This window comes from Dokdonia sp. LLG6352-1 (assembly GCF_045055815.1).
Lineage (GTDB): Bacteria > Bacteroidota > Bacteroidia > Flavobacteriales > Flavobacteriaceae > Dokdonia > Dokdonia donghaensis.
On the sequence record NZ_CP159329.1, the window covers coordinates 1,167,576 to 1,186,878 of the forward strand.

The window sequence follows — 19,303 nt, forward strand, 5'->3', positions numbered from 1 at the left end:
AAGGCTATTATTTCTTTTTTCGCATCAACTTCGCAGTCATTTTCTTGATTCTATCGGCTAGTTTTTCGCTGCTCAATTTTTCGCGTAAGCGGTCTGTAATTATTGGAAAAGATAAAGGGGTAGGTTGCTCGCAATCCATCCATACAATTTCTTGCGTCTCTATACGCTCAAGTGCTTGTTGCAATCGACCTTCTTCTAGTTGATGCTCAAAAGTCTCTGTAAATGCTTGTTGAAATAATAAATTATCTGCCTCATAATCACGGAACACATCAAAAAACAGCTGACTACTACTTTGCAGGTGTTTTTGTTTAATCTGTTTGTTTGGGAAGCCAGTAAAAACAAGCCCAGAAATCACGGCAATATCTCTAAATTTTCGCCTGGCCATCTCCGTAGCATTAAGACTATTCTGCAAGTCGTCGTGCATATATGCCGTCGTAAATAGGTCGTTATCTAGTAGCTGCTGTATGTCTATAGGTTGGTCTGAAAGTAGCTCAAAACCGTAGTCGTTAAAGGCGAGAGAGAAGGTGATAGGGTCTAGCAGGCTAAGGCGATACCCAAGTAAACTTCCCATAGCCTCGTGTACAAAACGACCTTCAAAAGGGTAAAAAACGTGATGATAACCATCGCGCGTTTTAAATGTCTCAATGAGCAGTTGCTCATCACTCGGAATGATGCTCTCTACCTTTTGCTGTCTAAAAATGTGCTCTAGCGCATTAATCTCTAGAGACCGCTTTCGCGAAAGCGAATTCCCAGTATAAAGTTCCTCTCGTAGCAGCTGCGACATCTGGCTGCTTAAAGTGAGCCTACCGCCCATCCACGAGGGGACTTTGTTAGTTTTCTTTGAGCTGTTGCGTACGTGCACTTCCATATTTTTAATACGGATAAATTCTAGGTTGCGACCTGCAAAAGTAAACACATCACCACGCGTTAACTTACTGATGAAAAACTCCTCAATAGTGCCTATGTAACCACCTTTTTGATATTTTACTACAAGATTTGCATCGCTCACAATCGTCCCTATTTGCAGGCGATGGCGCATTGCCACCATACGAGAATTCACTTTAAATCTGCCGTCCTCAAGAATCTCCACCTTCTTATACTCATCATAAGCTTGCAGGGATTGCGCACCCATCGTCATAAAATTAAGGCACCATTCCCATTGCTCTTTTGTCATTGCTTGAAAGCAAAACGTAGTCTGTATCTCGGGCCATATATCTTCGGGTAAAAATCCGTCAGACACGGCTAGCGTCACGAGATATTGAATCAGTACGTCAAAACTATTGAGATACGGAATTCTATCTTCTACAGTGTTTTCTTTAACGGCGCGCTGCAACGCAGAGGCTTCTACCAGCTCAATGGCGTGTGTAGGCAAAAAGTAAATCACACTCTCCTTGCCAGGGCTGTGACCAGATCGCCCAGCACGTTGTAAAAAGCGAGCGACGCCCTTTGGGCCGCCTATTTGGATAATGGTTTCAACAGGCGCAAAGTCTACTCCGAGATCAAGGCTAGAAGTACAAACTACCGCCTTGAGAGAGCCATTCCGAATGGCGCCCTCAACCCACGTACGCGTCTCTTTATTGATACTCCCGTGGTGCATTGCAATCTCTCCAGCATACTCAGGATGTGCCGCAAGAATACGCTGAAACCAGATTTCACACTGGCTGCGCGTGTTCGTAAACAGTAAAGTTGTCTTGCTGTTGTTGATAATGGGCACGACGTACTCTAGCAAGTGCAATCCCAAATGACCACGCCAAGGAAAGGTTTCCATCTCGTCTGGAATGATAGACTTGACAGTAATTTTTTTGTTGATGTTTGCTTTGATAATTACGCTTTCGCGAAAAGCGTCACTCTCATAACCCAGCAATACTTCTCGGGCTTGCTCTAGATTCCCAATCGTTGCCGAAATTCCCCAGATACGCATATCTGAAGCGACAGTTTTCAATCGGCTCAAGGCGAGTTCCATCTGGACGCCTCTTTTTGTGCCTAGTAATTCGTGCCACTCATCAATAATTATAGCCGAGCAATTTTTAAAAACCTTTTGATATCCTTTGGAAGCAATCAAAAGCATCAAGCTCTCGGGCGTGGTGATGAGCAAGTCTGGCATAGAACGTTTCTGCTTGGCACGTTCAGACTGAGAAGTATCTCCATTGCGTATTCCTACCGTCATCTGTGTGCCGAGATCTTGTGTGATACGAGAAGCCGAAAGCTCAATCTCATTAGAAAGCGAGCGCAGCGGAGTGATCCAAATGGCCTTTAGTCCTTTTTTATGTTTGGTTTTGTAATCAGGATTTTTCTTGATGTAATTAAGAACTACCGGAAACCAAAGTGCATACGTCTTACCACTCCCCGTAGGCGCATTAAGCAATCCATTTTTACCCGCAAGAAATGCCTTCCACGTTTGTTTTTGAAACGGAAAAGGTTTCCAGTCTTGTAACTGGAACCAGTTATTTGCGATATCGAGTAGTTCTTTTTGGGTCATATTCATAAAGTTCCCCTCCTTGAAAGGGAGGGGTGGCCACGCCTTAAGCGTGGACGGGGTGGGTATTACTTAAAATTATCACTAATATCTTTTAAAACACTTGGTAAAAGATCGAAAACCATTTTGTTTTCAAAACGAATTACTCTTAGTCCTTGATTTTTCAAGTATTTTGTTCTCATTTCATCGTACTGTTGCGCCAGCTCATTCATATGTACTTGACCATCTAGCTCAATAATTAACTGCTCTGATGCACAGTAAAAATCCACAATGAAGGGACCTATGCCGTGTTGTCTTCTAAATTTTTTACCATAAAGCTGTTTGCGTTTTAAGTGTGACCACAAAAATGCCTCTGCAGGAGTCAAATTGCTTCTCAATTCTTTTCTGAATTTCAAAGTTTCTTCTGGATTGTGAAGCTTTTGCTTTTTCATTTTTATTATGGCTTTTACCCCATCCGACCTAGATATTCTAGGTCACCTTCCCCTTTCTGGGGAAGGAGCTTTTGTTTAACTCTTTAATCTTTAGAAGCTTTCCATTCATAATCTGTGGAGATTCGGACATTGCTTTCTTGCACCATTATTTTGTGGGCGGGAGAGATTCCTTCACAACTTGCCCTTCGGCCTCGTTGCTCGGAATCATCCCTTTCAAATCCTCCAGTGTATTTGCATCTTCTATCTTCTTATCGTGTCGCCAGCGTAGCATCCTTGGAAAACGCGTGGCTATTCCACTCTTATGTCTTTTGGATAACGCTATGCCTTCAAAGGCAATCTCAAACACGTGATGAGGCGTTACAGATCTCACTGGGCCAAAACGTTCTAACGTGTTTTTTTTAATCCAGTTATCTACTTTTCTAAACTCGGCATCTGTGAGACCCGAGTAGGCTTTTGCAAAAGTAACGAGCTCGGTTTTATCTTCATTCCATAAGCCAAAGGTGTAATCTGTAAATAAATTACTTCGTCTACCGTGACCACGCATTGCATAGGTGAGCACAGCATCAATGGTGAGCGGATCTACTTTCCATTTCCACCAGTCACCTTTTTTTCTACCTACGCGATAGGGGCTGTCTTTACGCTTAATCATTAATCCTTCAGAGCGCATCTCTCTACTGCGGTCTCTTTCTTGCGCCATTGCTTCCCAACTATCAAACTCCATTGTTTTAGAAATACCTATAGGCAGACCCTTATCTGCGATATTGCAATATAACGATTCGAGGATTTTTCTTCTTTTCGCGAAAGCGATCTCACGCAAGTCTTTTCCTTCCCATTCTAAAATGTCATAAGCCTTGATAATTACAGGCACTTCTTTGAGCATTTTCTTGCTCACCGTCTTACGTCCTATACGCGCTTGTAAGTCGTTAAATGTGCCAATCTGCCCATCATAAAAAGGCAGTAACTCACCATCTATGACCGTTCCGTCTGGTATGTGTTCTTTGAGAATCTGTAGTTCTGGGTACTTATCTGTAACTAGTTCTTCACCGCGACTCCAGATATAAATCTCTCCATTACGAAAGATGGTTTGTGAGCGTATACCATCCCACTTATGTTCGGTAAGAAAGTCTGTCACATCACCCAGCGCCGAAGGTTCATCTTCAACTGCATAGGCAAGGTAAAATGGATACGGTCTTGAAAACTCTTGGCTTGCATCTTCCTCGATAACCAGATCGTGAAAGGTGACCGTCTGCGGTTTCCAGTCGCCCATTAATTTATAAGCAAGCACGTCTTCTTCTATATCTGTTGCTTGTGATAATGCACGTGTCATTAACTTTTGACTCACGCCTATTCTAAAGCCTCCGGTAATAAGCTTTGTAAATACAAAACGTTCATAATAGTTGAGATTTGCCCAGTTATCAAAAAGGTATTCCTTTTTCTCTTCATCCGTTTTTCGCTTAAGCGAAATCATCTCTTCCAGAAACTGAGTAAGCGACTTCTCAGAAGATGCTGTTGCTGCGGGAACCACAAGTGCTATCGTTTCTGCAAGGTCGCCCACAATGTGATAGCTCTCTTCAAATAGCCATAGGGGAATATTTGATAGTTCGCTCGCCCACTCTCTAAGTAAGGTTGTGTTTACGGGTCTTGGAGGGCGACGGTGCGATAAGATGGCAATCGTCCAGACCTTGTCTTTATCTGGCGCTTCTTTAAAATAATGCGCAAGTGCCTTGACCCTTTCGTTAGTCTTGTTTGTCGAATCTAGGGTCTTTATGAGTGCTGCAAATAGTTTCATACGCTAGTTTCTTCCTCCTCTTTTTTTGCATCTCCTTCTGCTAGTTCGCCTTCATATTGCGTTTCTTCTGTACGAGCATCATAACCCAGACCCCGTAAATAGCGCGAGAATATATCTGTATAGCCGTGTGTGCAGATAATTCTTTCTGCACCTGTAGCTTCTATACTTTGTAGTAAACTAGGCCAGTCACAGTGATCGCTTAGCACAAAGCCTTTATCAATCGCTCTGCGTCTTCTTGCTCCTCTAAAAGCCATCCAGCCGCTAGCGCTTGCAGTTACATATGGCACCATCTTGCGTATCCACGTACTGCCGTGAGTGGCTGGTGGTGCTAGGACGATACTTCCTTTAAAATCCTCTTTTTTTGTATCTCTAGTGATTAATTCTGTTGCCGGCATATCGATCATAGGGCGCAATACTTCGGTCATTTTTTCGATAGCGCCGTGTGTGAGTATCTTGCCTATACTCGGGTCAAGGTGTTTCAATAATCGTTGTGCTTTACCTAAACTGTAAGCAAAAAGGACAGAGCACTTCCCTTCGGCTTTGTTTTGCGCCCACCAAGTATTTATGTCGTGCATTACTTCGGCTTGTGGAGTCCACTTGAATGCTGGGAGTCCAAAGGTGCATTCTGTAATAAAAGTGTTGCATTTTACGGGTTCGTACGGTTGAGAGATACCATCTACTTCAGTCTTATAATCACCTGTAAATACCCACACTTCGCCCTTGTGTTCTACACGTATCTGACTAGACCCAGGAATGTGACCAGCGGGATGAAAGGTAAATTTTACATTGTTGATGTTTACGCTTTCGCGAAAGCGTACCCCAGAAACATTGATATCTCCCAATCTATGAGAAATGATAGGCACATTACTCTCGTGTGTGATGTACTGCTTATGTCCCCACCGACTATGGTCTGCGTGGCCGTGCGTGATGAGGGCTTTATCTACAGGTTTCCACGGGTCGAGATAGACCTTTGCGGGCGGGCAATAGATGCCCTTATCTGTAAATTCTAGAAGTGGCTTTTTCAACAGTTTGTTGGGTTTTTAGTAAAGATAAGGGAGATGATGTATTAGTCAAGTATCACGTGTAGAAGCAGTCCTTGGTTTGAGGTCTCACCTTCTGTCGCAGTGCTCTTGTACTTAACTTTAAACTTCTCGCCTGTTACTTCATTTGCTTGCAACTTCTTAAGTGAGATGCTTGCTTGTGAATCGCTCACAAGAATGAGAGGTTCTTGTTGCTCGTTTGTAAAAAAGAAGTAACCTCCCTCATAAGCATCAAAAGTGAGCGTTTCTGTAAGTACTTCTTTTTTGGTCGAACTAATCTCTGGTGAGAGCATTGTAAAAGAGATGACTGTCGTAAGTAATAATATGATGGTTTTCATAATAGTAGTGTTATGTTATAAGCTTTTCTTTATCAATTGTTTTGAAGAAGTTGCTCTTCTTCTATCATAAAGATAGGGAGGTGCGTGGCTTTTATTTTATTTATTAACCTGGTTTTGTGACTGCTAGTTAATGGTTTGTGAAAGGCAAGTGACTGTATATGCTTCTTTTTAATTACATAAATAACTTTTGGCATCAGATTTGTAACATTCAAAAAAAGAACGTGTCTCTTATGTAAATCAAAAAGCAAAACAGTATGAACACATCAGTAAAAAATCGCCCGTCTAATTATGACCAGGCAACCGAAAATATAAAACGCAATCTTGAAAGATACGGTAGATTACTGCATATGAAAAAGTTCAGAAATCCTGCTTTCACATTTGCAGACCGTCACTAGATATATATTATTTGAATTAGCTTTAAAAGCCCTAGATTTTAAGAAGTCTAGGGTTTTTATGTTGTAGTGCAATCTCGTAGCTTTACGATAAGCAACTACTATATGAATCTTACCTTAAGTATACCGGCTCTTTTGTTTCCTGCAATCTCTTTAACAATGCTTGCATATAACGCTCGCTATCTCGCTATTGCTGCACTTATTAGAAACTTGCACGCCTCATTTCAAGAGACAGGCTCTGAAGATGTGCGGCTTCAAGTAACTAAGCTAAGAAAGCGTCTATCTATCATTAAAAATATGCAGGCGGTGGCGATTGTAAGCTTTTTACTAGCAGTGATAACGATGTTTCTTATTTATATAGATATCACCTTCTGGGCAAACTTAGTGTTTGCTGTAAGTCTGGTTGCTCTTATGACCTCCCTTATTTTGTCACTTGTAGAGGTGCAGTTGTCTACAAAGGCGTTGAGTATACAACTTAAAGATATGGAGCAATAAAAAAGCCCTTATCTGTGAGATAAAGGCTTTCTTGTACCGAAAGTGGGAATCGAACCCACACTCCAAAGGAACGCGAGTTTGAGTCGCGCGCGTCTACCAATTCCGCCATTTCGGCTAGTGGAAACAACCGCTTGAGTTGTTTAGAGAGCACAAAATTAAAGAATATTTTTATCTACCCACCACAAAAGCACGCTTTTTGTACTGCTGCACTCATTTTTAATTACTATTTTTGCACCTCCTTAGAGGAAACATAACAACCGTAACTCATTATAAATGACTGCTACCGCACCGCAACCGAAGATTTTTGCTTGTCAACAAAGCAAGCCACTGGCTGAAAAGATTGCAAAAGCTTTTGGGCAACCATTAGGAAACGTAATCACATCAACATATAGCGACGGTGAGTTTCAGCCTTCTTTTGAAGAGTCTGTACGTGGATCACGTGTTTTTATTATAGGGAGTACGATGCCATCATCAGATAATATGATGGAAATGTTATTGATGCTAGATGCTGCAAAGCGTGCAAGTGCAAGACACATTACTGCCGTGATACCTTATTTTGGGTGGGCGCGACAAGATCGTAAGGATAAGCCACGTGTGCCTATTGCTGCAAAGCTTATGGCAAGCCTACTAGAGACAGCAGGTGCTACTCGTATTATCACAATGGATTTACACGCAGATCAAATACAAGGATTTTTTGAGAAGCCAGTAGATCATCTATTTGCAAGTACAATTTTCCTTCCTTATTTAAAGGGATTAGGATTAGAAAATCTTACCATCGCATCTCCAGATATGGGAGGTAGTAAGAGAGCTTATGCATATAGTAAAGCAATGGAAAGTGACGTAGTTATTTGTTACAAGCAACGTGCAAAGGCAAATGTTATCTCACATATGGAGCTCATAGGTAGTGTAGAAGGACAGCACGTAGTACTTGTAGATGATATGGTAGATACTGCCGGAACACTTACAAAAGCTGCAGACCTAATGATGGAAAAAGGAGCATTAAGCGTACGTGCAATATGTACACACGCCATTTTAAGTGGTAACGCTTATGATAAAATAGAAAATAGTCAACTGGCAGAATTGATCGTTACAGATTCAATCCCTAGAGACCATAAAAGTGATAAGGTAAAGGTATTAACTTGCGCCCCACTTTTTGCAGATGTAATGCACCGTGTTAACAGTAACACAAGTATCGCATCTAAGTTTATTATGTAATATTTTTTTTTAACTATAATTATTTAACAATGAAATCAGTTTCGATCCAAGGATCTAAAAGAGAAAGCGTAGGCAAGAAAGCTACAAAAGCCTTACGTAATGCTGGACTGGTACCTTGCGTAGTATACGGAGGGGACGAGCCAATACATTTCAGCGCACCAGAACTAGCGTTTAAAAATTTGGTTTACACTCCAGACGCGCACACTGTAGAGATAGAGCTAGACGGTGTAACCGTACAAGCTATCTTACAAGACATACAGTTTCACCCGGTAACTGATCGTATCTTACACATAGACTTCTACCAGATTTTTGAAGGTAAAGAAGTAACTATGAACATCCCAGTACACTTTACAGGTAACTCTAAAGGTGTTCGTAATGGTGGTGTTTTACGTAAAACAAACCGTGTACTACGTGTGAAAGCACTTCCTAAAGATCTTCCAGATTTTCTTGAGGCAGATATTACAAACCTTAAGATTGGAAATAAGCTTTACATAGGAGAGCTTCCACAAGAAAACATTACAATAATGCACCCAGACAACACAGTTGTATGTCAAGTGAGAACTTCACGTACTGCCGTTGTTGACGATGAGGATGAGGATGAGGATGATGTTCCTGCAACAGAGACTAGCGATGTAGCTGCTGTTAAGGAAGATTAATTTATCTCATAAATTATAAATACAAAAGCATCTCGTTCTTCGAGATGCTTTTTTTATTTTTATACAGTATTAAAATGAGTGGTACTTTGTGTAACAATCTCTACGATACACCCATTAAAACTCCTAACTATGCTCGCTTTTTTTGGTAGACTTTTTAATAAATCTAAAGAAGATGAAGCAGCAGTAGACCCTATGAAAAAATTTCTCATCGTTGGTTTGGGTAACATTGGTCCCAAATATGAAAACACACGTCACAATATAGGTTTTAAAGTAGTAGACGCTTTCGCGAAAGCGCAAGAAACCACCTTTGAAACCGAAAAGCTAGGTGACATCGCACGCACTAGAGTAAAAGGTAAAACAGTAATACTGCTGAAGCCTAATACCTTTATGAACCTAAGCGGTAAAGCCATACGATACTGGCTACAACAAGAAAAAGTCCCTGTAGAAAACCTACTAGTTATCACAGATGATCTTAACCTAGAGTTTGGGACCATACGTGTAAAAACCAAAGGCTCAGACGGAGGACACAACGGCCTTAAGGATACTCAAGCACAGCTCAATACCACTAAGTATAACAGATTCCGTTTTGGGATAAGTGATCAGTTTTCAAAAGGGAGGCAGGTAGATTATGTGCTAGGTGAGTGGACGGCAGATGAGAACGCAGCACTACCAGAACGACTAGATAAAGCCAGCGAGGTAATAGCCTCGTTTGTAAAAGCTGGGATAAATAATACAATGAACGCCTACAACGGAAAATAGTAGTGAAAACTCATAACAGCGCACATACATTTACCTCTCAAAAAGGAACCGTGGTGACCATAGGCACCTTTGATGGCTTGCATCTAGGTCACAGAAAGATTATAAACAGAATAAATGAGAGCGCCCGCGCAAATGGCTGGGAGTCGTGCGTACTTACTTTTTTTCCGCACCCGCGTATGGTGTTACAAAAAGACACCTCGCTCAAGCTTATAAATACCATTGCGGAGCGCGAGCAACTGCTTGAGAGTTTAGACCTTGATCACCTGGTAATACACCCTTTTACACTAGATTTCTCTCGTTATCACGCAGAGACTTTTGTAGAAGAAATACTGGTAAACAGCCTTAATGCAAAAAAAGTGATTATAGGGTATGACCACCGTTTTGGCCGTAATCGTGATGCAAATATTGAAGATCTAAAGCGTTTTGGAAAAACGCTGGGCTTTGAAGTAGAGGAAATCTCAAAACAAGAACTAGAAGATGTAGCCATAAGCTCTACCAAAGTGCGCAAGGCACTAGTAAGTGGTAATGTGGCACTAGCAAATAGTTACCTCAGTGCGCCTTTTATGCTTAATGGAGTTGTGGTAAAAGGTAAAAGCCTAGGTAGAACCATAGGCTACCCCACTGCAAACCTAGAAATAGCCGAAGATTATAAACTCATCCCTGCACAAGGCGTTTACGTAGCAAAAGCAATCATAAACGGTAAGCCAGTATTCGGGATGATGAATATAGGTACAAACCCTACGGTAGGAGGAGAGAAGCAAACTATAGAGACCTACTTCTTTGATTTTGATGAAGATCTTTATGGGCAACAGCTGGAGATACAACTACTAGAACGTATAAGAGAAGAAAAAACTTTTGATACCATAGATGAACTTGTCGCAGCGATGAAAACTGACGAAGCGTTTTCTCGTAACTACATAGCAAACCTAGAAAAATCAAATTCTCAAAACGCTTAACAAATGGGAATTAACAAGCTACTCTTTACAAGGATAGATAACAGCGCACTCATCGTTTTTAGAGTGTTTTTTGGTTTTCTTATTACGTGTGAGGCTTGGGGAGCACTCATTACGGGATGGGTACGTCGCATACTTGTTACGCCAGATTTTACCTTTAACTTCATAGGCTTTGACTTTTTACAAACCTTCCCTGGCCCTGGACCACAAATGTATGCTTGGTTTGGGTTAATGGGTGTTTTTGGGGTGATGGTAATGCTAGGCTTTAAGTATCGTGTGGCGATTGTAGGCTATGCGATTATGTGGAGTACGGTATATTTTATGCAAAAAACCGCATATAATAATCACTATTATCTCTTGATGTTATTGCTCTGGATTATGGCAATACTGCCTTCGCACAGATCTTTCTCACTAGATGCACGCTTTCGCGAAAGCGTAAGAGACCTCTCTATGCCACGATGGGTCACACTATTTATAATATTACAGTTGTGGATTGTGTATACTTACGCCTCTATTGCAAAAATATATCCAGACTGGCTAGATGCTACGGTGCCAGAAATATTAATGCGCGGTAAGAAAGATTACTGGCTCGTGGGTGGTGTATTGCAACAAAAGTGGACACACTGGGTGATTGCCTACGTAGGAATCCTTTTTGACGGATTAATCATCCCAGCATTGCTTTGGAAAAAGACGCGCAAGTGGGCATTTTTTATCTCTATTTTCTTTCATCTCTTTAATTCGTTTGTGTTTCAAATTGGGATTTTTCCTTATATGTCATTGGCGTTTACCGTGTTCTTTTTTGAGCCAAAAACCATACACCGTATTTTCTTAAAAAGGTGGAAACCCTATTATGAAAGCACAAGTGACGAGGTCATACTACCTAAATATAAAGGAGCTCTTCTAGCGATGTTTGCCGTGTATTTCATCTTTCAAATAGGTTTGCCACTACGCCAGCATTTTATACCAGATAATGTGTTGTGGAGTGAAGAAGGACATCGCTTGAGCTGGCGTATGATGTTGCGTTCTAAAAGCGGTACCGTAAAGTTTACGATAGAAGATAAGGCAACAGGAAAACGTACTCCGCTAGACCACAAAGAATATCTTACTAAAAACCAACAGCGCAACATACGCTCTAAGCCAGATGTGATTTGGCAATTTGCACAGCATATAAAACGTCTTAAGGCTGCTCAAGGAGAAGATGTGGCTATCTATGTGCGCTGTAGAGTACGCATTAATGGGCGCCGTTCTAAATTATTGATTGACCCTAAGGTAGATATTGCGAGCGTGAGCTGGCAATGGTTTGAGCATAATAGTTGGGTACTAGAAAGTGAGGATTATCTCAACGACAAACCATTTTTTCCTAATGTAGGCTCTTTAGAAAAGCAGGAAGATCTTCGTGACTCCACGAGAGTTCGCCCTCCACTAAGATAACAGGAGTATTAATCGTACCAGTTACACCTTGTGCCTCTAGTAGGTCCCACATTAATTTATGGTTCTTTTTATTATCTGTTATATTGAGAAGCTTAAATGGCACATTATTATCTAGCAAATATGCGGTAGATCGCTGGCAGCGAGGGCAATCTGTATTATCAAAAATGACAATACCTGTATTAATCTTTGAGAGATCTCTTAATACTTTGCCTTTAGTTCTGGCAGCAATGACCTCTTTTCTTACCTGTTGTTCTTTGATGTTAGGCACTTCCTTCCAGCTCGTGCTATATTTATAATTGTAAGCGCCTGCGATGGTAAATGATGCAAGTGTAGTTGTACTGCTAGGAGCAACCTTTTTTGTGATTGGTCTGGTATAGCCACGCAACCCTTTTCGCTGCGTGAGTGTAAGTGTTACCTCTTGTGTTATAGCAGAGTTATTGGTGCAAATAAACACTAGCTTTTGATCCTGCTCTGTTGCTTCTATTTTTACAGGTTGGTTTTGAGCCGTTGTAAACGTAGTGGTAAGGAGGAGTAGTGCTAGTATTAATTTCATTTGAGTCTTTTTTATAAAAATAATCAAAACCGCTCTGGGGGAACGGTTTTGATTATCAGTTGTTTAACTTTTATATTTCCAATAGAGAAAAACTAGAATTATGATAGTTATTGTGAAAAGTAACCTTAGAATAATTCTTTTAAGGTTGTCATTCCTTCTAATACTTCTTGAACAATATTCCAATTTGACCTGTTGTTTATAGCATTGCTAATATTGGAGATTTATCCGTTATCATCTACAAGATGTTTTTAGAAGAAGAAAATACGCAATAATTAGAATAGTTAACCGTAAACTTTTTTCCTTTCACCTCCTTGTAGCCATTGGGACAAGGTCATTTCTAATGGCATAAATTCAATTCCTGTACAAGTTTCTTCTATAAGCTTTGTGAGTTTTTCGGAAACAATATACTTTACAGTTCCCTCGACGTGTTGTAGGGCAAAAAAATCTTCAGAGATTGAAGGGTTTAATTTTACTTTTGATATAAATAACTGGCTAAAACCTAACTCTCTTTTTTTTTTCAAATTTTCTTTGAAAATTTCATTCGATTTGAAGGATAGATTTTGAACATAGTTTCCTCCTTTTGCTTTATTCATTTTTCCCAAAAACTGAGATTTGCGGAAGTCTATAAAATCCATATCAAATTCAAATATGTTTAAGCACCAATAGTCGTCAAATTGTTTGTCGCGATGAATTACAGGGCATTTAAAAAATTGAAATCCAGTTTTTCTATGATTTTCAAATAGTTTTTTCAGTTTACCGCTTACCAGCAACTTTCCAACAAAACCAATCCCTACGGTATGAATTAAATCTGTAGTTTTTGATGATTTAAATAATGAGGGTATGGATACAATGGGATCGAAATCTGCTTTCTCAAATTGAATGCGATCAATAAATTTTGGGTCATCCCAAACGTGACAATTATGAGTTACCTTTTCTATCTGCGGGTAGTGACCAATAATTTTCTTATTTCCAGAACTCCTTATAGAATAGAATGTCATTTTAAATCTATTAATTAATTACTCTCCGTCTGTGTAAAAATTCTTGAACTACTAATTGAAAATAGAATAATTACTTTAGCAGCCTTTACCCAGTCCATTTTCTGTTATTAGCACTCTCATTAATAGTGATTTATTCTATCTCTGTGGTGGTCGCTAGATGAAAAATACATTTTAAATTATTTTTTACTGCTTAGTCAATGTCATCTCTGTTGGTAATGACCACTCACCTGTGTAATTTGTATAAATTTTGACACCTTCACTAGTATAAAAAGATACCTCTGCTTCTGTAGGGGATGTTAGTATAAACTTACCTATCCTACTTCTGTTACTAGCGACGTCTTTTATAACAACTTCGTAAGTAGTGGGATTGGTATAATGCAAACTAAAACCATTGCCTAATCCAGGTAAAATTGTTGTTTTCTCTGAAATAGTAACTCCATTTACAGTATACTTATATTTTCCATTTAATGCATCGTGAAAAACATCATTATGAATAGGATCTACAACCATTTCAAATTTCTCCAAAGTTACTTCAAATGAGCTTGATCCATCAGTCCATAGCCATTCTCCTTCGAGTTGAGTTAGTTCATTACTAATATCTTTTACGTAGTAATTGTTGTCAGGCCAATCAAGAACACTAGTTCCTAATGGGAATATTTCTTGAGCTTTACAGGCCGATATTGTGCAACCTAATGCGATAATGTATAAAAGTTTTTTCATTATGTATGATTTAGTTACAATCTCTTTCGCTTAGATCGCCGTTATTTTTTATTTTAAGTCTGGTCCAAGAGGATAAGTCGTTGGTATCTCCTCGATGCATTCTTAGTCCAATATCATTTTCTTTAAATATTTCGAGCATCTGTCTTTCTATCGCTGCAGTATCAGCATTTTGTCTTAAGCCCTTACCATAAAAATAGGCATCTGTAAAGTCAATATTAGAAAAAACTGAGGCTCCAAAATTCAAAAAATCTTCTGAGTTTGTAATAGTAATAGCATATAAAGTATCATCACTAGGATCACTTATACTTTGCCCTGGGGATGTCATCACCATCGTAAAGTCGTCTGTGTCTGAGATCCTTCCGTTAATCATTAGATTATATAAGGTTCCTAAGTCCGCAGGAGAGAATACCGGTATAACTCCATTAGTGCCGTTATTGAAATGATTATGAATAAAAGATTCAATAGGATCTTGCGGTATTGGAGGGTTTTGAATTCCGTTTTGTCCCTCAATACTTTCAAATCTGTCATCATCTGAAAAATTAGTTACGCCATTGTTATCATTATTACCCCAATAGGCAATTTCAGTATTACCCGTGTTGTTGTCTATTAGCTCTTGTATTCTTTGTTGATAACTGGGACTATCGCTTAGGTTGCCTAACAAATTACAATCTGATAGAAATTCAACATCAAGTAAGATTACCACATCCGTATTCTCATCTTCTTCTGGATCATCACTAGGTTCATCTGCACAACTGCAATCATCATAATTGATATCATATATACAATCTAGATTACAATTTTGGGTTTCGTTTGGGCATCTCCTTGTGTTTTTAATAAAATCAAGCTTTAACACACCATTTTCCATTATTTTATCTCCACCACATGCCGTAATCCATCCCCCTGGCGCGTCACAATCTGGACATATTTCCCAAGGCCAATGACCCACACAAGCACAAGGATAAGGTATAAGCTCACAATTACCGCCTCCTCCAGGCCCATCATCGCCACCAGGTCCATTTCCGCCAGGTCCAGGTCCACCAGGCCCACCAGATCCACCATCTTCACCAACAGGACAGGGATTTCTAGTAAAGGAGTTTATTAATAATCCATTTTGTAAATTTAAGCTTACAGCGTGATAACCATCTATATTGTAATAAATAATTTTGCCAGAATAGCTAGAAGATTCAATACCATTCGTCAGATTATTATTATCTGAGGCTATCCTGTATTCAACAATATATGAATGTAAACCAGTACGTGTGTCCTTTAGTACAAGATTGAAAATAGAAATGCTATCAATAGCTTGAGATTCTAAAGTCCGCAAAAGAAACGTATAATTACTTCTGCCATAGGAGTTTGTAGCAACTTTTATCTCATTTGTCTGCAACTCTCCAAGCACCAAATCTGGCTCACTAGACCTCGTAGCTCCATCTTCCTTAAGAATAGAAAACCTCCCATCACGGCTTTTTGGTAGGCTATTTACATATCCCATAATATCAGGGATGTCTGCAGAGATTACTGTGGTTACCGTGCTGCTTGCAGTTGCTACAATAGTAGCAGGTGTGCTATTAAAACCATCATCTTCTTGGCAAGAAAAAAATAAGATGAGTATAAGGAACGCTAGTGCCATAGACACATAGTTTTCAGCTAAGTGAATTTTTTTTAAATCCATAAGATTAGTTTTTTGATTGATGAATGACTGTAAAATTACAACCACTCGCGGTTACAATTTTACGGATTTCCGTAAAACGGGCGATATTTTTTAAAATTTCTCTAGCTGCTTGTAAAAACTAGGTGGTGGCTTTCCTTTTACTTGCGGGCATTTCCTTAAATTTACCCTTTCGTTTTTAAAACCCATTTACTATGCTAGAAGTAGCACACATTAGAGAAAACAAAGAAGCTTTCGCGAAAGCGTTATCTAAAAGAAACATAGACGCCGCAACCTTGCTAGATCAAGTAATTGCTGCAGATGAGTTACGTCGTAATTCCCAGTCACAGTTAGATGAAGTACTTGCAGATAGTAATAAGTTTTCTAAGGAAATCGGGATGCTTTTTAAAAGCGGAGAAGCTCAAAAGGCAAATCTCTTAAAGGAGAAAACAGCCGGTCTCAAAGAGCAGTCTAAAACCCTACAGGAGCAGCTTAATGCGGCTACAGAAGAGCTTCAAAATTTACTATATCAACTACCTAACGTGCCTCACGATAGCGTACCAGAAGGTAATAGTGATGAGGATAATGAGGAGATCTTTAGAGAAGGAGACATCCCAGTACTACACGATGCGGCACTACCACACTGGGAGCTTGCAAAAAAGTATGACATTATAGACTTTGAGCTAGGTACAAAAATTACGGGAGCAGGTTTTCCGGTATATAAGGGTAAAGGAGCTCGCTTACAGCGCGCGCTTATCTCTTATTTTTTAGATAAAAATACAGCCGCAGGCTATACAGAGTACCAGGTGCCACACCTTGTAAATGAGACTTCTGGTTTTGGTACAGGGCAACTTCCAGATAAGGAAGGGCAAATGTATCACGTGACAGAAGACGACTTATATTTAATCCCTACGGCAGAGGTGCCGGTGACTAATATGTTCCGCGGTGATTTGCGCAGTCATAGTGAGTTGCCTATTACTTGTACGGGATATACACCTTGTTTTAGAAGAGAGGCAGGATCTTATGGAGCGCACGTACGTGGGCTTAACAGGTTGCACCAGTTTGATAAAGTAGAGATTGTGCGTATCGAGCACCCAGATAAGAGTGCTGCTGCGCTAGACGGGATGGTAGATCACGTAAAGACAATCTTGCAAGAACTAGAATTGCCATACAGAATCTTGCGTCTCTGTGGTGGTGATCTTGGGTTTACCAGTCACCTTACGTATGATTTTGAACTCTTTAGTACAGCACAAGATCGCTGGCTAGAGATAAGCTCTGTGTCTAACTTTTTGACCTTTCAGGCAAATCGTTTAAAACTTCGTTTTAAAGACCAAGATGGACAAAACAAGCTTGCACACACACTTAACGGTAGTGCGCTTGCATTGCCACGTGTACTCGCAGGGATTTTAGAAAATTGCCAAACTCCAGAAGGGATAAAAATCCCTAAGGCACTTGTGCCGTACTGTGGTTTTGATATGATAGATTAAAAAAATCACTTCCCACGCAAAGCCATTTCCTTATTGAGAAGGAGTGTACCCTTTGTAATGGAACACTATTATAATATAGAAACGTGCTGCAGCAATGCTATGGCACGTTTTTCGTTATCTTTAGGCTATGAAGAAGAGTTTGTTACTACAAGTTGTTATGGTGTTGCTGGTTTCCGCTTTCGCGAAAGCGCAATCAGAACAGCTAGCGCGCAATTATGCAGACCAAGGAGAGTATCAAAAAGCCATTATCTCTTATAAAAAAGCCCTAGTAAAACAACGCGGAAACAGCGTACTACTCGCTGGGCTTATAAAAAGTTACCAGCAACTAGAGCAGTATAATAAAGCTGAAGAGGTGATAAGTCAAAATCTTAAAACCACGAGAGATAAAGGGTTTTTGCTTGTAGAGTTAGGGTATAACCACCAGCTGCAAGAGCAAGACTCTATAGCCAGAAGTTATTATGATCAGGTAATTGAAGGTGTGGCACAAGGTACAATGAATCCTTATCGCGCCGCTCGCACCTTGCAACAGCATAGCTTGCTAGAAGAAGCCGTGCGTACTTATGAGGTGGGTATGGAGAGTAACCCTAGTGCAAATTTTAATATACAGCTAGCAAAACTATATGGGGAGCTAGGCGAAGTGCAAAAGATGTTTGATGCGTATCTAGATCTTATAAATAGAAGCGGGAAGTATGTGCAGGTGGCACAACGCAATTTCTCAATTTATATAAATGATGACCCGCTTAATGATGCAAATATCATTTTTAGAAAAACATTACTCAAGCGATTACAGTCTGAGCAAAACGTACTTTATAATGATTTGCTTAGTTGGCTATTTATCCAGCAAAAACAGTATAACAAAGCCTTTGCCCAAGAAAAAGCTATTTACCGCCGTACAGACGGTAGGTATGAAGGTTTAGAAAACCTTGCAGATATTGCGATAGAAGAAGGCGAGCTAGAAGATGCTAGAGAGATCTTACTATTTTTAAAAGAAAACATCGCAAATGAAGATGTAAAGCTAGAAGCCGAACAGAAACTTATAAAGATAGACATTGCTAGTGCTAGCACTGTAGATGCGCAAGAGGCTATAAAAAACAGGTATGAAGCAATTCTTGATGAGTATGGTCAAACACCATTTACCATACCACTACAGATAGATTATGCGCATTATTTAGCTTTTAATATGGAGCAGCCAGATGCCTCGATTACGTATCTTAAAAAATCACTTAAGTCACCGTTGAGAAGATTTGACGAAGCGCGACTCAAGATGGAGCTTGCAGACGTACTCGTGCTTAAAGAAAAGTTTAACCAGGCACTTATCTATTACTCACAGATCCAGAACAAGATTAAAAATAATGTCATCTCACAAGAGGCACGATTTAAAGTGGCACAGACGAGTTACTACAAGGCAGATTTTGACTGGGCAGAGGCGCAGCTCAATGTGCTTAAAGCGGGAGCCACACAACTCATTGCAAATGATGCCCTAGAGTTGCTACTCGTGATACGCGATAACTCTATGGATGATAGCTTGCAAACGGCGCTCAAAAAGTATGCTACGGCAAGCTTAAGAGCTTATCAGAACAAGACCGAAGAGGCAATCACGCTATATGATGATATACTAGAGGTTCATAAGGGAGAAAAGATAGAAGATGAGGCACTACTATCTCAAGCAAAACTTCTTGAAGCTAAAAAAGACTTCAAAAAAGCCGAAAAAAATTACCTCACAATCATAGAATATTATAGCGATGGCGTACTGGCAGATGATGCTTATTATCGCCTAGCAAGATTATACGAAGGACCGCTTAATCAGCCAGAAAAGGCAAAAAATAATTACGAGCGCATCATTTTTGACCTTGCAGACAGCATCTATTATGTAGAGGCGCAGAAACGATTTAGGAATTTGAGAGGAGACGCAATTAATTGAC

General features: G+C 39.9%; 18 protein-coding genes and 1 tRNA gene. 9 read left to right on the forward strand and 10 right to left on the reverse strand.

What is annotated here, in order from left to right; all coding sequences use genetic code 11:
* Positions 1-7 precede the first annotated feature (7 nt).
* The 5 genes from ABVM49_RS05315 to ABVM49_RS05335 form a co-directional block, all read right to left on the reverse strand.
* Positions 8-2,479, reverse strand: a complete 2,472-nt coding sequence (locus tag ABVM49_RS05315; RefSeq protein WP_405203349.1) for a ligase-associated DNA damage response DEXH box helicase — start codon at positions 2,477-2,479, stop codon at positions 8-10.
* Positions 2,480-2,544: 65 nt separating this feature from the next.
* Entirely contained in the window at positions 2,545-2,907 is a 363-nt protein-coding gene (locus ABVM49_RS05320) for an endonuclease domain-containing protein (RefSeq protein WP_405203350.1), read from the reverse strand.
* 145 nt (positions 2,908-3,052) lie between these two features.
* Positions 3,053-4,696, reverse strand: a complete 1,644-nt coding sequence (locus tag ABVM49_RS05325) for an ATP-dependent DNA ligase (RefSeq protein WP_405203351.1) — start codon at positions 4,694-4,696, stop codon at positions 3,053-3,055.
* Positions 4,693-5,721, reverse strand: a complete 1,029-nt coding sequence (locus tag ABVM49_RS05330) for a ligase-associated DNA damage response exonuclease (RefSeq protein WP_405203352.1) — start codon at positions 5,719-5,721, stop codon at positions 4,693-4,695. The genes ABVM49_RS05325 and ABVM49_RS05330 overlap by 4 nt, the downstream gene beginning before the upstream one ends.
* Positions 5,722-5,762: 41 nt before the next feature.
* A complete protein-coding gene (locus tag ABVM49_RS05335) occupies positions 5,763-6,074 on the reverse strand; it encodes a hypothetical protein (protein WP_405203353.1) in 312 nt (103 codons plus the stop codon).
* Between the two features lie 254 nt (positions 6,075-6,328).
* Between ABVM49_RS05335 and ABVM49_RS05340 the strand changes: the two genes are divergently transcribed.
* Both ABVM49_RS05340 and ABVM49_RS05345 read left to right on the forward strand, forming a co-directional pair.
* A complete protein-coding gene (locus ABVM49_RS05340) occupies positions 6,329-6,469 on the forward strand; it encodes a hypothetical protein (protein WP_157496174.1) in 141 nt (46 codons plus the stop codon).
* Between the two features lie 102 nt (positions 6,470-6,571).
* Positions 6,572-6,961: a DUF2721 domain-containing protein gene (locus ABVM49_RS05345; protein ID WP_405203354.1), complete on the forward strand. Its 390-nt coding sequence runs from the start codon at positions 6,572-6,574 to the stop codon at positions 6,959-6,961.
* A 34-nt stretch (positions 6,962-6,995) separates the two neighbouring features.
* On the opposite strand, the gene ABVM49_RS05350 is transcribed toward ABVM49_RS05345, so the two are convergent.
* Positions 6,996-7,076, reverse strand: a tRNA-Leu gene (locus tag ABVM49_RS05350).
* A 158-nt stretch (positions 7,077-7,234) separates the two neighbouring features.
* Here ABVM49_RS05350 and ABVM49_RS05355 point away from each other — a divergent pair.
* The 5 genes from ABVM49_RS05355 (at position 7,235) to ABVM49_RS05375 (ending at position 11,975) form a co-directional block, all read left to right on the forward strand.
* Positions 7,235-8,176: a ribose-phosphate pyrophosphokinase gene (locus ABVM49_RS05355; protein WP_038597861.1), complete on the forward strand. Its 942-nt coding sequence runs from the start codon at positions 7,235-7,237 to the stop codon at positions 8,174-8,176.
* 29 nt (positions 8,177-8,205) lie between these two features.
* Positions 8,206-8,832 carry a 50S ribosomal protein L25/general stress protein Ctc gene (locus tag ABVM49_RS05360; protein WP_038597859.1) on the forward strand — a complete coding sequence of 209 codons (627 nt, stop codon included), beginning with the start codon at positions 8,206-8,208 and terminating at the stop codon, positions 8,830-8,832.
* 129 nt (positions 8,833-8,961) lie between these two features.
* The gene (pth, locus tag ABVM49_RS05365; RefSeq protein ID WP_298349358.1) at positions 8,962-9,591 is read left to right on the forward strand and encodes an aminoacyl-tRNA hydrolase; all 630 of its coding nucleotides are present in this window, start codon (positions 8,962-8,964) and stop codon (positions 9,589-9,591) included.
* A gap of 2 nt (positions 9,592-9,593) precedes the next feature.
* The gene (locus ABVM49_RS05370) at positions 9,594-10,547 is read left to right on the forward strand and encodes a bifunctional riboflavin kinase/FAD synthetase (protein WP_405203355.1); all 954 of its coding nucleotides are present in this window, start codon (positions 9,594-9,596) and stop codon (positions 10,545-10,547) included.
* A gap of 3 nt (positions 10,548-10,550) precedes the next feature.
* On the forward strand, positions 10,551-11,975 hold the full coding sequence (locus tag ABVM49_RS05375) for an HTTM domain-containing protein (RefSeq protein ID WP_405203356.1): 1,425 nt from the start codon (positions 10,551-10,553) through the stop codon (positions 11,973-11,975).
* Here ABVM49_RS05375 and ABVM49_RS05380 read toward each other — a convergent pair.
* The 4 genes from ABVM49_RS05380 to ABVM49_RS05395 form a co-directional block, all read right to left on the reverse strand.
* A complete protein-coding gene (locus tag ABVM49_RS05380) occupies positions 11,905-12,528 on the reverse strand; it encodes a glutaredoxin family protein (RefSeq protein WP_375252618.1) in 624 nt (207 codons plus the stop codon). The two genes, ABVM49_RS05375 and ABVM49_RS05380, sit on opposite strands and share 71 nt — an antisense overlap.
* Positions 12,529-12,809: 281 nt before the next feature.
* Positions 12,810-13,526, reverse strand: a complete 717-nt coding sequence (locus tag ABVM49_RS05385) for an imm11 family protein (protein ID WP_405203357.1) — start codon at positions 13,524-13,526, stop codon at positions 12,810-12,812.
* A 183-nt stretch (positions 13,527-13,709) separates the two neighbouring features.
* On the reverse strand, positions 13,710-14,246 hold the full coding sequence (locus ABVM49_RS05390) for a DUF6705 family protein (RefSeq protein ID WP_405203358.1): 537 nt from the start codon (positions 14,244-14,246) through the stop codon (positions 13,710-13,712).
* Positions 14,247-14,256: 10 nt separating this feature from the next.
* A complete protein-coding gene (locus ABVM49_RS05395) occupies positions 14,257-15,876 on the reverse strand; it encodes a hypothetical protein (protein ID WP_405203359.1) in 1,620 nt (539 codons plus the stop codon).
* 233 nt (positions 15,877-16,109) lie between these two features.
* On the opposite strand from ABVM49_RS05395, the gene serS reads away from it, so the two are divergent.
* Both serS and ABVM49_RS05405 read left to right on the forward strand, forming a co-directional pair.
* On the forward strand, positions 16,110-17,381 hold the full coding sequence (gene serS, locus ABVM49_RS05400) for a serine--tRNA ligase (RefSeq protein ID WP_405203360.1): 1,272 nt from the start codon (positions 16,110-16,112) through the stop codon (positions 17,379-17,381).
* Positions 17,382-17,508: 127 nt separating this feature from the next.
* Positions 17,509-19,302, forward strand: a complete 1,794-nt coding sequence (locus ABVM49_RS05405; RefSeq protein ID WP_405203361.1) for a tetratricopeptide repeat protein — start codon at positions 17,509-17,511, stop codon at positions 19,300-19,302.
* Position 19,303: the final 1 nt, after the last annotated feature.

Coding starts and splice junctions, on each gene's coding strand:
- ABVM49_RS05315 (WP_405203349.1), bottom strand. CDS start 2,479: ATGACCCAAAAAGAACTACTCGATATCGCAAATAACTGGTTCCAGTTA.
- ABVM49_RS05320 (WP_405203350.1), bottom strand. CDS start 2,907: ATGAAAAAGCAAAAGCTTCACAATCCAGAAGAAACTTTGAAATTCAGA.
- ABVM49_RS05325 (WP_405203351.1), bottom strand. CDS start 4,696: ATGAAACTATTTGCAGCACTCATAAAGACCCTAGATTCGACAAACAAG.
- ABVM49_RS05335 (WP_405203353.1), bottom strand. CDS start 6,074: ATGAAAACCATCATATTATTACTTACGACAGTCATCTCTTTTACAATG.
- ABVM49_RS05340 (WP_157496174.1), top strand. CDS start 6,329: ATGAACACATCAGTAAAAAATCGCCCGTCTAATTATGACCAGGCAACC.
- ABVM49_RS05345 (WP_405203354.1), top strand. CDS start 6,572: ATGAATCTTACCTTAAGTATACCGGCTCTTTTGTTTCCTGCAATCTCT.
- ABVM49_RS05355 (WP_038597861.1), top strand. CDS start 7,235: ATGACTGCTACCGCACCGCAACCGAAGATTTTTGCTTGTCAACAAAGC.
- ABVM49_RS05360 (WP_038597859.1), top strand. CDS start 8,206: ATGAAATCAGTTTCGATCCAAGGATCTAAAAGAGAAAGCGTAGGCAAG.
- pth (WP_298349358.1), top strand. CDS start 8,962: ATGCTCGCTTTTTTTGGTAGACTTTTTAATAAATCTAAAGAAGATGAA.
- ABVM49_RS05375 (WP_405203356.1), top strand. CDS start 10,551: ATGGGAATTAACAAGCTACTCTTTACAAGGATAGATAACAGCGCACTC.
- ABVM49_RS05380 (WP_375252618.1), bottom strand. CDS start 12,528: ATGAAATTAATACTAGCACTACTCCTCCTTACCACTACGTTTACAACG.
- ABVM49_RS05385 (WP_405203357.1), bottom strand. CDS start 13,526: ATGACATTCTATTCTATAAGGAGTTCTGGAAATAAGAAAATTATTGGT.
- ABVM49_RS05390 (WP_405203358.1), bottom strand. CDS start 14,246: ATGAAAAAACTTTTATACATTATCGCATTAGGTTGCACAATATCGGCC.
- ABVM49_RS05395 (WP_405203359.1), bottom strand. CDS start 15,876: ATGGCACTAGCGTTCCTTATACTCATCTTATTTTTTTCTTGCCAAGAA.
- serS (WP_405203360.1), top strand. CDS start 16,110: ATGCTAGAAGTAGCACACATTAGAGAAAACAAAGAAGCTTTCGCGAAA.
- ABVM49_RS05405 (WP_405203361.1), top strand. CDS start 17,509: ATGAAGAAGAGTTTGTTACTACAAGTTGTTATGGTGTTGCTGGTTTCC.